This is a genomic window from Porcipelethomonas ammoniilytica, assembly GCF_025567485.1.
GTDB lineage: Bacteria > Bacillota > Clostridia > Oscillospirales > Ruminococcaceae > Porcipelethomonas > Porcipelethomonas ammoniilytica.
Map to the genome: position 1 here is coordinate 1 of NZ_JAOQKH010000024.1, position 15,025 is coordinate 15,025.

Genomic DNA, 15,025 nt, shown 5'->3' on the forward strand with positions numbered 1-15,025 from the left:
CATTTTTATGACCTCCATAATATTATATTAATTTTTTGCGGAGCAGTTTTACGTCTTGACCGCTTTCGGACATAAAAATAAGACGTATAATACGTCTTAAAAATTTACAGTTATTGACATTTTGCCTTTTTAAATATATAATAAAATATATAGTTTTAAAATATGAAATGCTTTAAAAAAATTACTGCTGTTTTGTTAACAGCAATAATGTCCGCAGTATCTGTAGGAAGCATGGTTTCCGCCTCAGCCGCAGAAGTATCAGAAAATGCAGTTTATGCAAAGAGATACTATTTTTATGCGTCCAGTAACACATATATCGCTAAGCTCAACGCTAATGTTTCGTATAACCCCAATTTAACAAAATGTACCATAAATAATGTCGGCGAGGTCGGCGGAACATTTAATGTAAACGATATTGAAATAACCGATACGCAAAATATGGTATATATGAACTATACCAATTCAAGTCCTTCCGATAAGTCCGGATATTTGGGATTTGTTGATTTTGTATCAAAATCTACATACCCGAACATTAACGACATTAACATTACCTCTTTGAAAAACGACAGAGGAAATGAGCTTGCAAAAAGTAATATTTATATTAGCGTTTTGGATATGGGCGATGTTAATAGTGACGGGATAGTTAATACAAAAGATGTTGAACTATTAAATAAGTATCTTGTCGGATCATATTATCTGCCAGAAATAGGAAAATTAAAAGCAGATATTGACGGTGATGGAGTAATAGATACATATGATACTATTTTGCTGATGAGATATCTTGAAGGATATTATTATAAATATTAAAATCATATAGAACGCTTTTCCCGTATTTATGGGAGCGGCGTTCTTTTTTATTAAATCACATCTTTAGCATTAAAAGAAATAGCGTCCTCTCTTACTCCTCCGGCAGTATCCAGAGCCATAAGAGGAATGTCGCCTGTAAATACGCAGCCTTTGATTTGAAGCCTCAAAATTAATGTAAGTACCCGGTCTTACTTTTCCTACAGACTTATCGAATGTTCCTCCAGCCATAATTATTTAACCTCCTTGTTCTGCCAATTAGAAATAATTTTCTTCATTTCCGAGACAGTGAATTCACCGCTCAGACCGTATGTCACACCGTCAAAGGTGCTTTGAGTTACACCGAAAAGCTTAAGACTGTTTTCCCTCAGCTTTTCAATTGTAAACTTAGGCGCAGGAGATGCCTGAACCTCCCGCTTTATATCTTCATTTTTGGTTTTCATATTTTACCTCCGTTCAAGTAAAAGTTTTGTATTAACTGCGCTTCTTCGCAATTGTACGGTCTTCTGCTTACCCAGCCGACCTGCATCTGATATGCGCATTCATCTGATTTTTTTAGCTGAACATCCTGAATTCTTATATATTGCCCTGTGGTTTTTCCGTTAATGTCAATCGCGGGGATAAGCTTACGAGCAGCGTTGATACTGTGAAACACAGGCAGTGCAAGCTCATAGGCAAGTTCAGTACTGGTGTGAAAGAAATTCACAAATATATTGTAATCCGCTCCATATGTACTGAAAGTATCGGGTTCAAAAGTGATTTCCGGAGACGGAAAATACACTGACGGAACAACGAAGTTTTCAGGCATGTTATGATAGTAAGGCACAGGATTCCCGGCAGAATCAAGAATAAACTTAATTATACTTGCAACCTCTTTTTCAAGCATAAACCCTCCTTAGTGCATGACCGCACCGGACAAATCGAATTTTATTTTACGGAATCCGTTTTTTATTGGCACGACCATACATTTTTAAAAGTAATTATCCATCCATTGCTGAACCTTTGCTTCAAGAAGTCCGGGTATCATTTTTTCCATGATTTTTATTCCGCTTTCCCAGAAATGTCTCCCCTCAATCCATTTTTGCTTTAACATCATACCGCTTTTAGCAGATGGATCATAAATGAATCTGTTTCCGCTCCAACGTCCGGGGACAAATCTCATAGCCTCTCCTTTGCCGCAAGTCCAATGACCGTCGTTAACGAATTTTGCATATTCAACATTTGTACCCACTTCAACAGTCAAGTCTCCTTCGGAAAGTTCCGCATTTCCGTTATCTCCGATATGAAAACTGCTCAGCAAAAGCCTTGTATCTATAACCTTAAGCCGAATTATTTCATCTTGAATGACTCTTAGGAATTCAAGTCCCAGTCCCTGAACAAATACCGAAAGAGCTTTTTTGAAATCACCGTTTCCGGCAGAACTGCATTTGCCGAAAAACTGTTTCATGTCGTCTGATTCAAACATTTATTTAAGCGCCTCCTGTTCCTTTGTGCGCTTGATATATACAAAAATGTGATGACCACGGATATTTCTAGGTCTTTCAGCTGTATATTCAAGTCCCGTTTCACAGTCAACTACCTTGTCATTAATGCGTATATCCGTACCGATGGACAATGTAAGCTTTATCCTTTCAGTTAATATATTCTGCGGATTTTTCTGTTCAACAGACGAATCAAGAGACTCTACCCCGAAATGGCATGTAACATTTTTTAGATCGGGGACGTCTCCGTAATTAAAAGAAACAGTATCAGGCAAACCGTATCCTACAGTACTTTTAGACTTTTTCAAGTGATAGATATCGCATTTATGGTCCAGAAGATTATCCAATGACATAAATTTCCTCCTCTTCAAATTTTTTCTTTAATGCTGTATTTACTTACCTGTCGAGTTTTATGAAAAATATACCAGTTGACTAAATTCGAATTAAAAGTTTTTTGCTTACTTTTTTTCAAAAAAGTAAGTTATAGCCTCCTTAACCGCATTGTAACGCCGTTTTTGGGTTTTACCTTTATAAATTCCTCAAGAAGCGGTTTAATACCCAGAGTATCGAAGCTGACAATACTGTTTTCAGCCGTATAACTATAATCGTCAAAGGTTTCAGACGTTACTTCCTTTGCAGAAACGACAGAATTATAGCCGTAAGTCTCGGCTAAGAGAATCACGGCTGTTTTTACATTCTGCGGTATTTCCTCATAATCGGAAAAATCATTGTTTGTATATGAAATTACATACTGCTCGGCTCTTGAAATATCAACGGCAATACGTGTATCGTTTCTTTCCTGAACTGATTTAATTTCCGTATAGTCCCGTACCTCTTGAGGAGTTACCCACGGTCTGACTGCCATGTTATCACGCTCTTTCAAAAAATCCGGTTTTCATCAGCTTGTCTGCTATATCCGGAGGAACAGGCTCAAGAACGCCCTTGTTATATACCTTTCCGCCGGATGTAAATGTTGCTCCCTTCGCCAGACGCAGCACCGCTTTGCTGTCCGGATTACCGACAACATCAGACTTTTCTTGAGAAACTTTTTCCTCAGCCAGCGGCGACATATCTTCAGCATAAACGGAAGTATCTTCTGTACTGCTCTCAGCCGGTTCTTCAACGAAGTCCGGCTCTGTTATCTTGTGATTTTCATCGACCTTTTTTCTCGGCATTTTAAAAACCTCCTTTAAGCAGTCTGTTCAGCATCGTCTTTTTTCGTATCGGTCTGTGCTGTAAAGTTTCCGCCGATTACAAACGCGTCAGGATTATTTATTTCCATATCAAAATCCGCAAGCAGGGTGTATTCGTGTCTTGTTTTACGGGGAACAACATCATGGTATACTTCAAGACTCTGACCGTAAATACCATAGATAAGATTTTCATAAGGAGTAACGATCTGAATATCATCGGGAATAAATGCTACAGGTACTATTTCAAATCCGTCATAGCTTACGTTTTTGCCGCCTGTGATAAGTGCGTCACCCAAAGCCGTATTACGGGCCTGTAGCTGCTGTTTGTACTTTCTGTTGACTGTCGGAGAACAGAAAATCTTTATCTTAGATTTATCTTCCTCGGTGTAAAGGCTGTAATATTTGTTAGGCATAGCCGCAAGAAGTCCGGGAAAAACAGTATTTAAATAATCTGCACTGCCCTCTGTGTCAAACTTGTGAGTGTCGCTGTCCTCTTTGGCAATCTTGATCCAGCCGTCATTGATATTGATGAAGTTATCTGTGTCGGATTCGTCTCCCAAAAAGGCAAGCTCCACGGTATCATTGGCAAACTGCTGAGCAAAAAGCTTTGCAAGAGTAGAATTAACGTTTTTACCCTCAATATTTTCTTTCATGTACTGGAATGAAACGTCATAAGGCATCACAACGCCTATCGCTTTAAGAGAACGTCTTTTCTGAGTTACCGTACCTGTTGCGGGATTATCGGCATTCTCAACCTGTCGGCGAAGTGCTCGCTTATTAACTTCAAGACTGTCAAGGTCTCTGGTTGTTTTGGTCATTTTGATAAAATTTACTTTCTTCAGGAATGAAGAATAATCTCTCATGAATGTTATGAACTGATTTGCCTGTTCGGCATTCATTCTTCCGCCGTTACCCAGTGCGGAAGTGTCTACTGCCGCTTTGGCGATTATATTTCTGTTAGATTTCATTTTCTTGTACCTCCTTTATACAAATAGTCCCTCAAAAAGATCGTCGCTTTTGCCTACAGGCTCCGGCTCGCCGTTGAGATTTGTTACTATACCTCTTGCTTTGTACAGAGGTTCCATAGCGCTTTTTACCATTTCAGCAACTTCCTCCTTAGTAACCGATTTATTCTTTTGTGATTCGGCAAGAACTTCCTTTATTGTATCAACAATAAACTTCTTGGTTTTTTCATCAAGCTTATCCGAATTCTTACTGCTTCCGCTTTCGGCTTTCTGAATTTCATTTTTTATGAAATCCATTACTTCTGCTTTTGTCATCTTTTCCTCCGTTTCTCCTGCTTCTTCAAGCAGTTTTCCTATACTTTCATAAATTGATTTAAGACTTGCAATATTTTTTGCGCTGAGAGTTTTTCCGGCTTTCATGACCGTGTCAGTATCATCTGCCAGAATACCCTGAACAATCTCCGAAAAATCTGAAAGACATTCCTTAATTTTCTCAGAATCTGTTTCAATTTCAGAATCTCCGGTCAAGCTATTACGCTTAAACAACGTATCCTGTAAGCTGTAAAAGGCATTCCAGAATTCTTCTGACTTGTTTTTCTGCTTAAACCTTACAGCCACCTCGCTTTTTTCCACGACCTCAAAACCGAACATTTTAGCAAGCTTCTTGAAAAAACTTTTGCCCTCTGATTTGCTGAGACAGTCCGGATCAACATCATCCTCGCTGTAAATACCCGTGCCGCCCATTGAAAATCCGGTTATTTCGCCCTTTTCAACTGCTGCCCAGACATCGGGGTCTGTGATTTCAACGGTCATCAGCCAAGTACCCTTTTTGACTTTTTCCTTACCGATCTCAAAATCCGCTTTGGCTATCCAGTTCTCCACAACTTCGGCTTTTTCAAACTTTTCAAAGTTGTGCTGAATGTCAATACCGTCTCCGTTTTTGGCAAACCAATGCGCTGCTTTGCGTATTTCTTCTTCAGTCATGTAGTCACCCTGTGAATCCTCCGTCATTGGCTCGTAGACAATACCTGTCACATAATGACTGTCGGTATCCGTCTTTACGATTTTACCGTATGCGGAAAATGAAGCTTTACCGTCTTCGGCTTTGGCAATAAGGAAAGACTTCTTATTTGCCGCTTTGTCCACAAGGGATACAAACTGTATCTGTGCGTCTGAAATACTGCGTGTTTTAATTATCTCGCCCATTTTGCACCTCCATTTAAATTTTTAAGCAGTTTTACGCCTTACTTAGGGCAGTGCGTGACCGCACGGGACATATCGGGCAAAGTTAACTTAAATTTCAGTTAACTGCTCGATGGTTTATTTTTGTTTTGGGTATAAAAATAACGCCTTTAAAAGGCGTTTTATATCAACCTTTTGTTATAAAAACAGTGCCTCTTTTGAAGCACTTAATCTTTATAATCAGCAATATCGGCAACTGTTTTTATTAATCTGGCAACGGTCCGAATAATTGCCAAAAACCATGCAGCTATATAGCAACCTGTAGGTATCTGACCTGTATCCAGTGCATAAAGCAGTATTAATGTTGAAATCATAGTATACTTCCTTTCTTATTTTGGATATAAAATTAGCACCTGTTTTACAAGGTGCTTTAAATCATATTAATTCTATGAAATACTTTTTTCATTTCATCACTTGGAAATTTTTCAATTACTTCTTCATAAATCTCACTAAACCATGAAGCAACATCATCTTCAAGACTTTCAAGGTAATCAATAATATCGTCCTCATCTTCGCCAAGCGCATTCAGAAGAGGAATCCAGTATTTTTTTTCTATATCAGGATCGTTTATATGTGCTTTTTTTCTTTCGCTTATAATTTTTTGAATCTTCTTTGCATCTACCATTTAATTCAACTCCTTATGGTTGCTCACTATTATCAGGAAAAATTGTCGACGGAAAACCATCATTATCAAGAAATATACCAACTCTGACTCCATCATATTCTGCAAACTTTGGCATACCGCTATCTTTAGAATGATTAGCAGTATATGTACCGGCTTTTAAAATATCATTGTCATCCCAGTTTTCCGGAAACCATGATTGTCCTATTCCTGATTGTTTGGTTTTTTGCTTATGTTCAGGAACATAGCCCAATCTAACACCGTTGTTATACTTTTTAGTTATTTTATAATCAATACCTTTATTTTTGAGTTCTTCTATGCATTTTTGGGAATGTCCACCATTTTTTAATCTTCCATTAGGATAATCTTTAGAAGGTTTAATATAATCCCCAACCGTCGAATGTCTCAAAGTTTCATGCGGTACTGTCATTATACCATCATTTTTTAGTTCAGTCAACGATTTAAATACTTTTCTAGGACCGTATTTTGTATCGACTGTTTTGTAGAGTCTCTCAAGGTCAGCATCATTCTGAATTACTCCGCTTTCAAACAACGCCCATCGTGAATCGGAACGGAAATACTTTTTTCTTTCTTCAACAGTTTTTTTGTTTCTAAGCCAGTCACATTTAATAGTATCCTCATTAATTCCGGCTCTTGCCTTATTACGTGCGTCAAGCTCTTTTTTCCATTCATCGCCCATTTCATCAATAGCCTGCTGCTGTAGCTTTTTGCGTTCTTCAAGAGGTAAGCCTAAAATTTCTTCCGAGGTGATACTCCTATGAATACAATGACAATTAATTACTTCCGCCGCTGGAAGTGCAGGGTCTTTGGGGAAATCGGCAAGATATGTAACTCCGTCTGCACCTTTAAGCTTAAAATTTTCACTTATAAGTACTTTCTGACCATTCATTCTTACGTGATTCGGTCTGGGTTCAATTTTATGATTTCCCGTATGAATCCATTCCTTATACTCGGACGCCGGACACTGCTGTATTGATTCTTCACGGGCAAAGCTGTGCGCTCTTAAGGTTTCAGTAAGCGCCGCACGTCTTGCCTTGTAAAATTCGTCCCTGATACCGCTTTCCAGAACGTCACGGGCAGTCTCCGCAATTCCTTTGCCGTTTTTCAAGCCCTTGACGAGAATATTTTCAATTTCTTCGTGAGAAGAAAGGTGCATTAGATCTGACAGCTCATAGCTCCATTGTGCTATCCAGTCGGTTGTCTTTTCGGAAATCTGTTCAACAATCAACTCCGAATCCATTTCTTTCATGTAAAAATTAGCCAGAACAGGAACATATTCCGTAAATTCATTGAAGAAAATAGGGAAAAGCTTTTCCCTGATATCATTTGTTGTCTTAAATTCCTGCCATGAACCTTTAAGAAATTCCTCAAGGTCAATACCTTTCTTATCAGCGGATTCAATCAAATCCTCAAAGTCTTTTGATTGCTCCTGCAAAACCTCGGCTATTTTTTCTTCCAGTTCCTCAATATGCTTTACTGTATTTTTGGAATCTGCATAGCCTTCTTCTTTCAATCGGTCAGCAAGATCATTGTCGGCTTTGGCTATGTATGCGTCAATAGCTTTAATAAGTAACTGACATTCGGAACACATAAAATCAGCCCCCTTTGCTCTGTTTCATTAGCAGGGAGCGCACTGACTTCATTACCGCCACAATTTCATCATCGTGATTATTTTCGGCTTTTGCAATCTGCGTTTCAAGACCGTTTAAAGCTGATTGTGTCTTACTATATGCAAGTGGGATATTGCCCCAATCTTCCTCAAAGTCATCACTGGTCTCACCCAGAGCCTTGTACCCGATTTCTTTGGCCTTGTTAGGAGTAAGACCCCCTGCGTTGTTTACAAGAGTAAGTACCTTATACAAGTCATCAGGATTGGTGATGTCCGGCTCCCTGAAATAAACTTCAACATGCTTAAAACCATATTCATTTAGAAGTTTATTATTGATTATCCACGCAAGGGACTGTCTTTCCGGCTGAAACACCTGTTTTTCTGTTACCTCCATTGCGGTCTGAGCTGTAGCACGGTTGAAATCTGTGGTATATCCCACATACAAATCAGGCAAGCGAAAAGCCGACTGTACCTTCTTGCGGTTATTATCCAAATAGTCCTGAAACAGCTCGTCGTGCTGTAAAATATCCGCAAGACTCTTTAATTCAATATCCGGTTGTTTTTCCTCCTGCATACTTGTACTGTTTTCATTTTTTTCAGCTTCAAGAAGCAAAAAGCTATGCTGACCTGCTTCGCCTTTAATGTCGTTCATATAGGTCTGAAGCTTGTCATAGCTTTCGTCTGTCAGAGTACCGCCCTTGATAATTACCGCCATAGGAGTATGCCGACCGTTTTCAAAGTAATTGTTATTCAGATTTTCAGCCTTGCAGCTTCCGTCAACATTCAGCGCCTGACCAATCCAGCGAACCTGACCGTAAGGTCTGGAGCCGAGTTTAAACTCCAGTATCTCATTAGCCCGTTTATCAGAATCCAGCTCAGAAACATATCCGCCTGTTTCTTTATTCATAATTCGTTTGTCTCCGAACTCCTTGAAATACACGGTTTTACTACCCACTGTCTGCTTATACTTTCTGTACCGCTTTTTACGTCTTATAGCTTTTCCTTTGTAAACATATTCAACCTCAACCGACTCTTCAAACAGTCTGGATTTTTGGACGCTGGGAACGTTTTCAATAAATTCGATCTGTACCACTTCGTCCATCCCGTTTCGGATTATCTCCAGATATGCAGTTCCATAAGTTTCACGGGCGGCAATAACCTTCTCAAAAACTTCTTTTGTATCACAGTCCAATGCAAGAAGTTCCACAATATCTGAAAGTCTGTTAAATTCATCTTCAAGCTCTTCCGTGTCTGTAACATCCTCTTTATACCTAACGCCAATACCAAACCCCGCTATATTGGACTTATACGCACTAATGCACTGAGGAAGTATAGAAGAGTGCCTTGTCATATTTTCAAGACCTTTTAAGGTATAGTCCGGCTCAAGCCAGTCTGAATATCCGGAATCTTCTTTTTCTTCCAGATGTGACGGACTATCGGATTTCTTTATCTGAGCTGTTGTTTTTATTATCTCGGCACGAACCTTTCTTTTTTTCTTACTCAAGTTTTTTGCCTCCTTTCTTTTTTGAATTTAACAGGCAGACAGCATAATAAAATACAATCTGCTTCGTCTGGAGAATGACCGCCCCTTTTCTTTATGGCGTCTTTACTCTCGACTCTCTGTCTGGAATCGTCGGTCATTTCATATTTTCGGGTTGACAGCTGCGCTATTAAGTCCGCATCATCGGGAAGAATCAGTTCTACAGGTTTAGGTTTCCCGTCTTCATCATGAGGTGACAAAAGATTTCTGACTACGCTCATCATGTATGTGGTAGAATCATAATAATATGCATGTTTTATTCTCTGACCGAATTTAACGGGGAATATTCCCATTTGCTTAAAACGCTGAGGATTACTCCGCTTCATTTGTCTTAATCTGTCCACAACACCGCCGCCTACGCCGCCGTCATCTATCTTAACAGCAACAGGACGTTTATATTTAGGATATTTTTTAAGCAATTTATCATAATACATCACTATATCGTCAGCTGTCTTCATGGTATCCTGCCCCTGACGTTTGCAGACAATATCTGCCTTTTCATTGACTTTGTGACCAATAACGGTCTTATCGTCCCCGAATCTTGCGACATCACAGCCAATATGGATAAGGTCGGGTATTTCCGGTTCTTCAAAATCTTTCACAGACGATGTTGACGTTAATATCAATTCCATAGGAATGAAAACATCGTCTTCCTGTTTAGGAAATTCTCCGTCAACACGAACACGAACAAAATTTGAATCTTTCCCATATTTGCGCTCCATAGCCGCTATGTTTTCCTTGTTGGTTCTGGAGCTGTCACGGGAAGAAACTCTGTGACATTTATACAACCCTCTGTCACAGGTATGAGAATCATAAAAAGTTCCGGAAGTCTTTGTAGGGTTTCCGCACATCAGCAATTTATTATTTGCGCCGGACAGCGTACCGAGAATCGCCTCCATTATCGGATCGGCAACACCTGAAGCCTCGTCAACGATAAAGAGCATATTGTCCTCGTGAAAGCCCTGCATGTTTTCGGGCTTTGTTGCAGTACGTGCAGTCGCAAACCAGCGTTCTTCATATCCCTCGACAGAAACCTTTGTTTTAGTCCATTTTAAAACCACTTTCAAAAGCGGACTTTTTGACTGCCATTTTGAAACCTCCGCCCAGAGTACGTCATTAAGCTGCTGTTTAGTAGGAGCAGTAGCCACAACACGGGAATACGGGAAACAGGACAAAAACCACAGGCACAAAACAGCTTCACAACCAGTCTTTCCAACGCCCTGACCGGAACGCACCGTAACTTTAGGAAACTCCGCTATATCTGTAAATACCTCTTTCTGCCATTGGTCACATTCAAACTTGCAGACTTCTTGGGCGAACAGTTCGGGGGATTTACGGTATTGTGGGATTCGTTGAATAAAAAATTTTAAGACCTTATCATTCTTCATTTTCATCACCGCTAATCACTGCTTCTACCCAGTTTTTTACAATATCATTTTCACCTGTTAATTGTTTCTCCTTAAGTGCTAGTTCCTTTTTCTTCAAGGCAAGTTCTTCAGAAGAGTTATCTTTGCCAAGAATGTTACGAATTTCTTTTGAAGCTGCAACGTCTCCAGTAGCCGCTCTCAAAAATAACCCTTTAAGTATAACCATTTCATTATCAGATTCCTCAATCGGAATTCCCATAGCTTCAAGCTCTGTTAAATCACTATCACAAGCTGGTAAGGAAAGCAAAAGCTTCATTTTTTCTCTCATAGACTTTTTTTTACGTCTTGCCGCCGCAGAAGCTTTACCCGCTTTTCTTGCGCTTTCTCGGCGTTCACTCGGCGTTAAATCTTCTGGTCGTATCAAATTATTTTCATTCAAGGTCACCACCTACCATAATAAATTTAATCATGAAAAAAGCACCTCCGGGGAGATGCTTATAATTATCTTCTTGTATTAGGACCCAACGCTTCTTTTTTGACGTTGTGTTCCTGATTCTGATTAATATTTTTCTTGGTTTCCTTTGCTTCTGAATTAGACTTAATTTCTTTTTCAATCACATTTATCACCTCAAAAAATAGTTTGTATCTTATCTTCAAAAATATACAAATTATTGGCGCAGTCTGCCGGAGTTGCACCGACTGAAACTACCGACTGCATAACAGCCGTCTAAGTTTCAACGGCTGTAAATCAAGGAATAAAACAATGTAGAAGAGAGGTAGAAACGGGCGGTGCTGCTTTCGCCCTGTTTCTATAGATTAATAATATCATATTTATTATTGTAAGTCAAGGTAATTCATTGTAATTTATTGTAATTTAAAAATTATTACCGTGAATTTCAATGAAATCTTTAATAGCTTGGTCATGATTATTATAAACGCTTTTTATTTCAGTATATTTGGAATGTTCAAATATTTCTTTAAATGATTTGTGTAAAATATATCGATCTGTTAATAATAAACAACTTTTAGGATATTTCAATTCAAGTTGATTAATTTTTTTTCTAATATCAATTTTAATTGCTAACAATCTTTCCTTTTCAGTTAGTACATCTTGCTGTAGTTTATTAATTTTATCTATGTAGTTACACAATTTAAGTTCTGTACCATTTTCGTTTTTACCATTTTCAGTACCATCTGACATTGTAACCTTGCAATCTCTTATCTCATCATAATTCATTTCAATTTCTTCTTCTTTTTGCTTAATTCTATTCAATAATATATCAGTCAGCATTAGATATTCCTTAGCAGTCAAACTTGTCCCTCCTCTCAACCACGAAATCAATTTGATTCAAATTCTTATCCCGTATGTACTGTTCTGCCTTAACTTCGTTGTCAAAAATTCTGTAATTATCCTTGATGTCACAAACTATATGTCCGTTGTATTTGTCATAGATTACATACGTTTGTGTTGACATTTTAATTCTCCTTTGCTTTAAAATACTCATGAAATCCTGACATTTCTGCTTGTAGATTTTTGACCTCTGAACTGTCGATTTTGGCTTTTCGTTCAATAGTAGATTTATGTAACTGTTGTTTAAACGGCAACGGCTTTGGAAGTAACTGCTCCATATCAATACCAATTTCAGCAAGTTCTTTTCCTGCCATATAATCAAATACATTATCAAGACAGTGCTTGTGGTATTCGTCCATAGTAGTATTAAGTGTTAAAAGAAAATCTTCTATCCGCTTTTTCTTCCACCCTGTATGCCGCATAAGTGCAATTAAAAATACTATTCCGTTAGAATTTATACATCGATCTATTTCTTCCATAGCCTCCCCACATAGCCATCCTATTTCCTTTTTGGAATACGTTCTTACTCTTGATTTCACTTTAATCCTCCTTTAAAATAAACGGTAATATTAATCCGATTAATTCATCAGTACTTTTTTCGTAAACAAAAACTCTCCATTCGTCTCCTTTGTAACTTACCCCGGTACCGAAAAATTTTATGTATTTATCGTTTACATATACAGATTTTCCGGAATCAGACTGCAACTGTCTTATTATTATTTTCGGGATTGTACATCTGCAATTGCAAGTTAATTTTAACTCTGGTACTTTGTCCATGCCGTCTAAAACTCTTTTTGGCAAACATACAAATCGACTTACATCAAGCATGAGATCCTCCTGCGGTATCACGACCGCCGTAAATCCGTCTGCCGTTAATAATACCCTGCCATCGTCTAATTTTAACATCCCTACATGGTCGCTCGTCAGTGCCTGATGCTGACATTTTATAAAAATATTATTTTTCATTTTTTAATCCTCCATAAGTTCTTTGTATGAAATACCATCAGTTAATCCCGGTGATTTATCGCTGTCAGTAGGCATATATTTTGCGTTAGTAAATGACGGATATTTGTACTCTATCATGGCAAAATTTGCTACGTCTACAAGATATTCGGTGTTATGGGTTTCCTCATACAGCTCTAAACGTCTTTTTATACTTTTGTAAGCTTGGGCTAATTCCGGATACGTTTGAGAACACCATCCATATTTATAATGGGACACCTCAATAGCATTTTTCATTTTTGCAATAAATTCATTAGAAAAATCTCGCCGTAATATTTGTTCTCTAGTTTCCATTTTCATTACCTCCATATTTCAATTTTACGCCCGTTTTTAGGCGTTATGATTTTAACCCTGTAATTCCATTATAACACATTCAAAATTGATTACAGCGCATTCTAGACGGTGTTTTCAGCGTTTAATCGTCCTCTTTGCATGGAATGATATCATCTAGTTCAAAACAATCGCAGTCATAACAATCTATTTCTTCTTCAACAGACAAAACAGTTAAACCGTCAATACCATCTAGCATGTCGTATGCATAATTGCTAACCTCTCCCCCTGCAGAATCATCAGGATCAGGAATATATTCTATGATATCTTCATCGCACTCAACGGTAATTAAGTGTTTTAATTTAACGGTTTCTTCCACAAAAATTTTATACTTCGGCATTTTCAGTCCTCCTGTTCCAATAATCAATGGATTTTATCGGATTATTATTGCATACCAAATTATCAAAACTCACTGTCGCACCACATTTGTGACACTTGATAAAATATATTGTTTCAGAATTAATAATTCTCTTAACAGCTTCAACGCAGCCACCACAAAACGGACACGGTTTTAATTTTTCATTCATTTTCTTCTCCTTTCAGCAATTCAGAATTATCAAAAACGTTTCCAACTACCTCACAATTTTGCATAGCCACAGGATCAAAAACCCCGTTCGTCAGAACAGCAAGATATCTTGCTTGCTCAGTCGAATATTTTATTTCAAAAAGATTTTCTTTATGTTTTATAATATCCCCCTCAAAAATCTTAACGCCGTTTTTATCGGTCAGACCTGTATATTGTCCTATTGTTTCAACGTCAACCCTAGTCCATGTCATCAATGGCATTAAACACCCACAGTTATCTCGTTCTTGATGTAAAATGCAATGGGTTTCGATATCGGTATATAATGGGTCGATCTTTTTTACTAAATACCCATTGACCCACTCGCCGTTATCAACACGCTTACCCCTGAACAATATCTCTCTATTCATCTTTCAATACCTCCTCAACCTTATCGGCGTATTTCCATTTACATATGCCTGTTTCTTCACAAACAAAACTACAATCATTACACGAATCACATTCCATTGTTCATACAAACTTGATATAATTCTTTCAGTTTCATTCATGGCGTTCTCCTTTTAATTTTTTTCTTCTGCCTTTGTGTAAAACTTGCGTCACCCATCATAATACCTATTACCTCGCACGCCAATACGGCGATATCTTCCGCATTGTCTGATTTTTCAATATCATTAATCAGCGTTCCTGCCTTGCGGACATTATCCTGATACGATTTGTATACCGAACACCATTGTTCATAGGCCGCTTCAAATTCCGTACATTTACCTATTATCTGCTGCTTTTCAGCTTTGGCGTCATTTTTTGAAATCTCGCCTTTTTTGTAATATCTGTATAACGACCTCAACGTTATATAAAAACACGTTTCCGGCATTGTCAGGTACTTAGGCGGCGGAATGTTTTTAGCAGCAGAAAGTTCTATTTCCTTTGTCCGCATAAATACTCCTCCAGAGAATTAACCGCCTCTTTCCAGCCATG

The 15,025-nt window shown here is 38.2% G+C and carries 25 protein-coding genes; 1 reads left to right on the forward strand and 24 read right to left on the reverse strand.

Translation table 11 applies throughout. From position 1 onward, the window contains the following. Positions 1-162 precede the first annotated feature (162 nt). Positions 163-807 (forward strand): dockerin type I repeat-containing protein, encoded by a 645-nt coding sequence (locus OCV67_RS11810; protein ID WP_147644168.1) that lies wholly within the window; start codon positions 163-165, stop codon positions 805-807. Positions 808-1,037: 230 nt separating this feature from the next. Here the strand turns inward: OCV67_RS11810 and OCV67_RS11815 are convergent, their stop codons facing one another. From OCV67_RS11815 to OCV67_RS11930, 24 genes are all read right to left on the reverse strand, one after another. Beyond that, positions 1,038-1,247 (reverse strand): hypothetical protein, encoded by a 210-nt coding sequence (locus OCV67_RS11815; RefSeq protein WP_147644169.1) that lies wholly within the window; start codon positions 1,245-1,247, stop codon positions 1,038-1,040. After that, positions 1,244-1,690, reverse strand: a complete 447-nt coding sequence (locus OCV67_RS11820) for a hypothetical protein (RefSeq protein ID WP_147644170.1) — start codon at positions 1,688-1,690, stop codon at positions 1,244-1,246. The genes OCV67_RS11815 and OCV67_RS11820 overlap by 4 nt, the downstream gene beginning before the upstream one ends. Before the next feature lie 84 nt (positions 1,691-1,774). Further along, complete coding sequence (locus tag OCV67_RS11825; RefSeq protein ID WP_262644603.1) at positions 1,775-2,269, reverse strand: HK97 gp10 family phage protein; 495 nt, start codon at positions 2,267-2,269, stop codon at positions 1,775-1,777. Continuing rightward, positions 2,270-2,638, reverse strand: coding sequence for a DUF3599 family protein (locus OCV67_RS11830; protein ID WP_147644171.1), 369 nt, complete (start codon positions 2,636-2,638; stop codon positions 2,270-2,272). It abuts the gene before it with no gap. Positions 2,639-2,766: 128 nt separating this feature from the next. After that, complete coding sequence (locus OCV67_RS11835; protein WP_147644172.1) at positions 2,767-3,150, reverse strand: DUF3199 family protein; 384 nt, start codon at positions 3,148-3,150, stop codon at positions 2,767-2,769. 4 nt (positions 3,151-3,154) lie between these two features. Further along, positions 3,155-3,460, reverse strand: coding sequence for a hypothetical protein (locus OCV67_RS11840; RefSeq protein ID WP_147644173.1), 306 nt, complete (start codon positions 3,458-3,460; stop codon positions 3,155-3,157). 14 nt (positions 3,461-3,474) lie between these two features. Beyond that, positions 3,475-4,446: a P2 family phage major capsid protein gene (locus OCV67_RS11845; RefSeq protein ID WP_147644174.1), complete on the reverse strand. Its 972-nt coding sequence runs from the start codon at positions 4,444-4,446 to the stop codon at positions 3,475-3,477. Positions 4,447-4,461: 15 nt separating this feature from the next. Next, positions 4,462-5,649, reverse strand: coding sequence for an XkdF-like putative serine protease domain-containing protein (locus OCV67_RS11850; protein WP_147644175.1), 1,188 nt, complete (start codon positions 5,647-5,649; stop codon positions 4,462-4,464). 203 nt (positions 5,650-5,852) lie between these two features. Beyond that, positions 5,853-5,999, reverse strand: coding sequence for a hypothetical protein (locus OCV67_RS11855; protein ID WP_178085124.1), 147 nt, complete (start codon positions 5,997-5,999; stop codon positions 5,853-5,855). 56 nt (positions 6,000-6,055) lie between these two features. Continuing rightward, on the reverse strand, positions 6,056-6,310 hold the full coding sequence (locus OCV67_RS11860) for a hypothetical protein (RefSeq protein WP_147644176.1): 255 nt from the start codon (positions 6,308-6,310) through the stop codon (positions 6,056-6,058). A 13-nt stretch (positions 6,311-6,323) separates the two neighbouring features. Continuing rightward, positions 6,324-7,919 (reverse strand): EndoU domain-containing protein, encoded by a 1,596-nt coding sequence (locus OCV67_RS11865; RefSeq protein WP_147644177.1) that lies wholly within the window; start codon positions 7,917-7,919, stop codon positions 6,324-6,326. A 4-nt stretch (positions 7,920-7,923) separates the two neighbouring features. Then, positions 7,924-9,441, reverse strand: coding sequence for a phage portal protein (locus OCV67_RS11870; RefSeq protein WP_147644178.1), 1,518 nt, complete (start codon positions 9,439-9,441; stop codon positions 7,924-7,926). After that, on the reverse strand, positions 9,438-10,865 hold the full coding sequence (locus OCV67_RS11875) for a DEAD/DEAH box helicase family protein (protein ID WP_147644179.1): 1,428 nt from the start codon (positions 10,863-10,865) through the stop codon (positions 9,438-9,440). The genes OCV67_RS11870 and OCV67_RS11875 overlap by 4 nt, the downstream gene beginning before the upstream one ends. Beyond that, a complete protein-coding gene (locus OCV67_RS11880; protein WP_147644180.1) occupies positions 10,855-11,283 on the reverse strand; it encodes a hypothetical protein in 429 nt (142 codons plus the stop codon). The genes OCV67_RS11875 and OCV67_RS11880 overlap by 11 nt, the downstream gene beginning before the upstream one ends. Positions 11,284-11,718: 435 nt before the next feature. Further along, positions 11,719-12,156, reverse strand: coding sequence for a hypothetical protein (locus OCV67_RS11885; RefSeq protein WP_147644181.1), 438 nt, complete (start codon positions 12,154-12,156; stop codon positions 11,719-11,721). Further along, positions 12,146-12,319: a hypothetical protein gene (locus OCV67_RS11890; protein ID WP_178085125.1), complete on the reverse strand. Its 174-nt coding sequence runs from the start codon at positions 12,317-12,319 to the stop codon at positions 12,146-12,148. The genes OCV67_RS11885 and OCV67_RS11890 overlap by 11 nt, the downstream gene beginning before the upstream one ends. 1 nt (position 12,320) lies before the next feature. Further along, positions 12,321-12,734 carry a hypothetical protein gene (locus OCV67_RS11895; RefSeq protein ID WP_147644182.1) on the reverse strand — a complete coding sequence of 138 codons (414 nt, stop codon included), beginning with the start codon at positions 12,732-12,734 and terminating at the stop codon, positions 12,321-12,323. A 1-nt stretch (position 12,735) separates the two neighbouring features. Beyond that, a complete protein-coding gene (locus OCV67_RS11900) occupies positions 12,736-13,161 on the reverse strand; it encodes a hypothetical protein (protein WP_147644183.1) in 426 nt (141 codons plus the stop codon). A 3-nt stretch (positions 13,162-13,164) separates the two neighbouring features. Next, positions 13,165-13,491 carry a hypothetical protein gene (locus tag OCV67_RS11905; protein ID WP_147644184.1) on the reverse strand — a complete coding sequence of 109 codons (327 nt, stop codon included), beginning with the start codon at positions 13,489-13,491 and terminating at the stop codon, positions 13,165-13,167. 121 nt (positions 13,492-13,612) lie between these two features. Beyond that, positions 13,613-13,867 carry a hypothetical protein gene (locus OCV67_RS11910; RefSeq protein WP_147644185.1) on the reverse strand — a complete coding sequence of 85 codons (255 nt, stop codon included), beginning with the start codon at positions 13,865-13,867 and terminating at the stop codon, positions 13,613-13,615. After that, positions 13,854-14,054 (reverse strand): Lar family restriction alleviation protein, encoded by a 201-nt coding sequence (locus OCV67_RS11915; RefSeq protein ID WP_147644186.1) that lies wholly within the window; start codon positions 14,052-14,054, stop codon positions 13,854-13,856. Before OCV67_RS11915 ends, OCV67_RS11910 begins: the two co-directional genes overlap by 14 nt. Further along, positions 14,047-14,460, reverse strand: coding sequence for a YopX family protein (locus tag OCV67_RS11920; protein ID WP_147644187.1), 414 nt, complete (start codon positions 14,458-14,460; stop codon positions 14,047-14,049). Before OCV67_RS11920 ends, OCV67_RS11915 begins: the two co-directional genes overlap by 8 nt. A 3-nt stretch (positions 14,461-14,463) precedes the next feature. After that, positions 14,464-14,598 (reverse strand): hypothetical protein, encoded by a 135-nt coding sequence (locus tag OCV67_RS11925; protein WP_262644606.1) that lies wholly within the window; start codon positions 14,596-14,598, stop codon positions 14,464-14,466. Further along, entirely contained in the window at positions 14,595-14,984 is a 390-nt protein-coding gene (locus tag OCV67_RS11930) for a hypothetical protein (RefSeq protein ID WP_147644188.1), read from the reverse strand. The genes OCV67_RS11925 and OCV67_RS11930 overlap by 4 nt, the downstream gene beginning before the upstream one ends. Positions 14,985-15,025: the final 41 nt, after the last annotated feature.

Excerpts from the sequence above, each read along its gene's own strand:
- OCV67_RS11810 (WP_147644168.1), top strand. The coding sequence starts at position 163 with ATGAAATGCTTTAAAAAAATTACTGCTGTTTTGTTAACAGCAATAATG.
- OCV67_RS11815 (WP_147644169.1), bottom strand. The coding sequence starts at position 1,247 with ATGAAAACCAAAAATGAAGATATAAAGCGGGAGGTTCAGGCATCTCCT.
- OCV67_RS11820 (WP_147644170.1), bottom strand. The coding sequence starts at position 1,690 with ATGCTTGAAAAAGAGGTTGCAAGTATAATTAAGTTTATTCTTGATTCT.
- OCV67_RS11825 (WP_262644603.1), bottom strand. The coding sequence starts at position 2,269 with ATGTTTGAATCAGACGACATGAAACAGTTTTTCGGCAAATGCAGTTCT.
- OCV67_RS11830 (WP_147644171.1), bottom strand. The coding sequence starts at position 2,638 with ATGTCATTGGATAATCTTCTGGACCATAAATGCGATATCTATCACTTG.
- OCV67_RS11835 (WP_147644172.1), bottom strand. The coding sequence starts at position 3,150 with ATGGCAGTCAGACCGTGGGTAACTCCTCAAGAGGTACGGGACTATACG.
- OCV67_RS11840 (WP_147644173.1), bottom strand. The coding sequence starts at position 3,460 with ATGCCGAGAAAAAAGGTCGATGAAAATCACAAGATAACAGAGCCGGAC.
- OCV67_RS11845 (WP_147644174.1), bottom strand. The coding sequence starts at position 4,446 with ATGAAATCTAACAGAAATATAATCGCCAAAGCGGCAGTAGACACTTCC.
- OCV67_RS11850 (WP_147644175.1), bottom strand. The coding sequence starts at position 5,649 with ATGGGCGAGATAATTAAAACACGCAGTATTTCAGACGCACAGATACAG.
- OCV67_RS11855 (WP_178085124.1), bottom strand. The coding sequence starts at position 5,999 with ATGATTTCAACATTAATACTGCTTTATGCACTGGATACAGGTCAGATA.
- OCV67_RS11860 (WP_147644176.1), bottom strand. The coding sequence starts at position 6,310 with ATGGTAGATGCAAAGAAGATTCAAAAAATTATAAGCGAAAGAAAAAAA.
- OCV67_RS11865 (WP_147644177.1), bottom strand. The coding sequence starts at position 7,919 with ATGTGTTCCGAATGTCAGTTACTTATTAAAGCTATTGACGCATACATA.
- OCV67_RS11875 (WP_147644179.1), bottom strand. The coding sequence starts at position 10,865 with ATGAAGAATGATAAGGTCTTAAAATTTTTTATTCAACGAATCCCACAA.
- OCV67_RS11890 (WP_178085125.1), bottom strand. The coding sequence starts at position 12,319 with ATGTCAACACAAACGTATGTAATCTATGACAAATACAACGGACATATA.
- OCV67_RS11900 (WP_147644183.1), bottom strand. The coding sequence starts at position 13,161 with ATGAAAAATAATATTTTTATAAAATGTCAGCATCAGGCACTGACGAGC.
- OCV67_RS11905 (WP_147644184.1), bottom strand. The coding sequence starts at position 13,491 with ATGGAAACTAGAGAACAAATATTACGGCGAGATTTTTCTAATGAATTT.
- OCV67_RS11910 (WP_147644185.1), bottom strand. The coding sequence starts at position 13,867 with ATGCCGAAGTATAAAATTTTTGTGGAAGAAACCGTTAAATTAAAACAC.
- OCV67_RS11915 (WP_147644186.1), bottom strand. The coding sequence starts at position 14,054 with ATGAATGAAAAATTAAAACCGTGTCCGTTTTGTGGTGGCTGCGTTGAA.
- OCV67_RS11920 (WP_147644187.1), bottom strand. The coding sequence starts at position 14,460 with ATGAATAGAGAGATATTGTTCAGGGGTAAGCGTGTTGATAACGGCGAG.
- OCV67_RS11925 (WP_262644606.1), bottom strand. The coding sequence starts at position 14,598 with ATGAATGAAACTGAAAGAATTATATCAAGTTTGTATGAACAATGGAAT.
- OCV67_RS11930 (WP_147644188.1), bottom strand. The coding sequence starts at position 14,984 with ATGCGGACAAAGGAAATAGAACTTTCTGCTGCTAAAAACATTCCGCCG.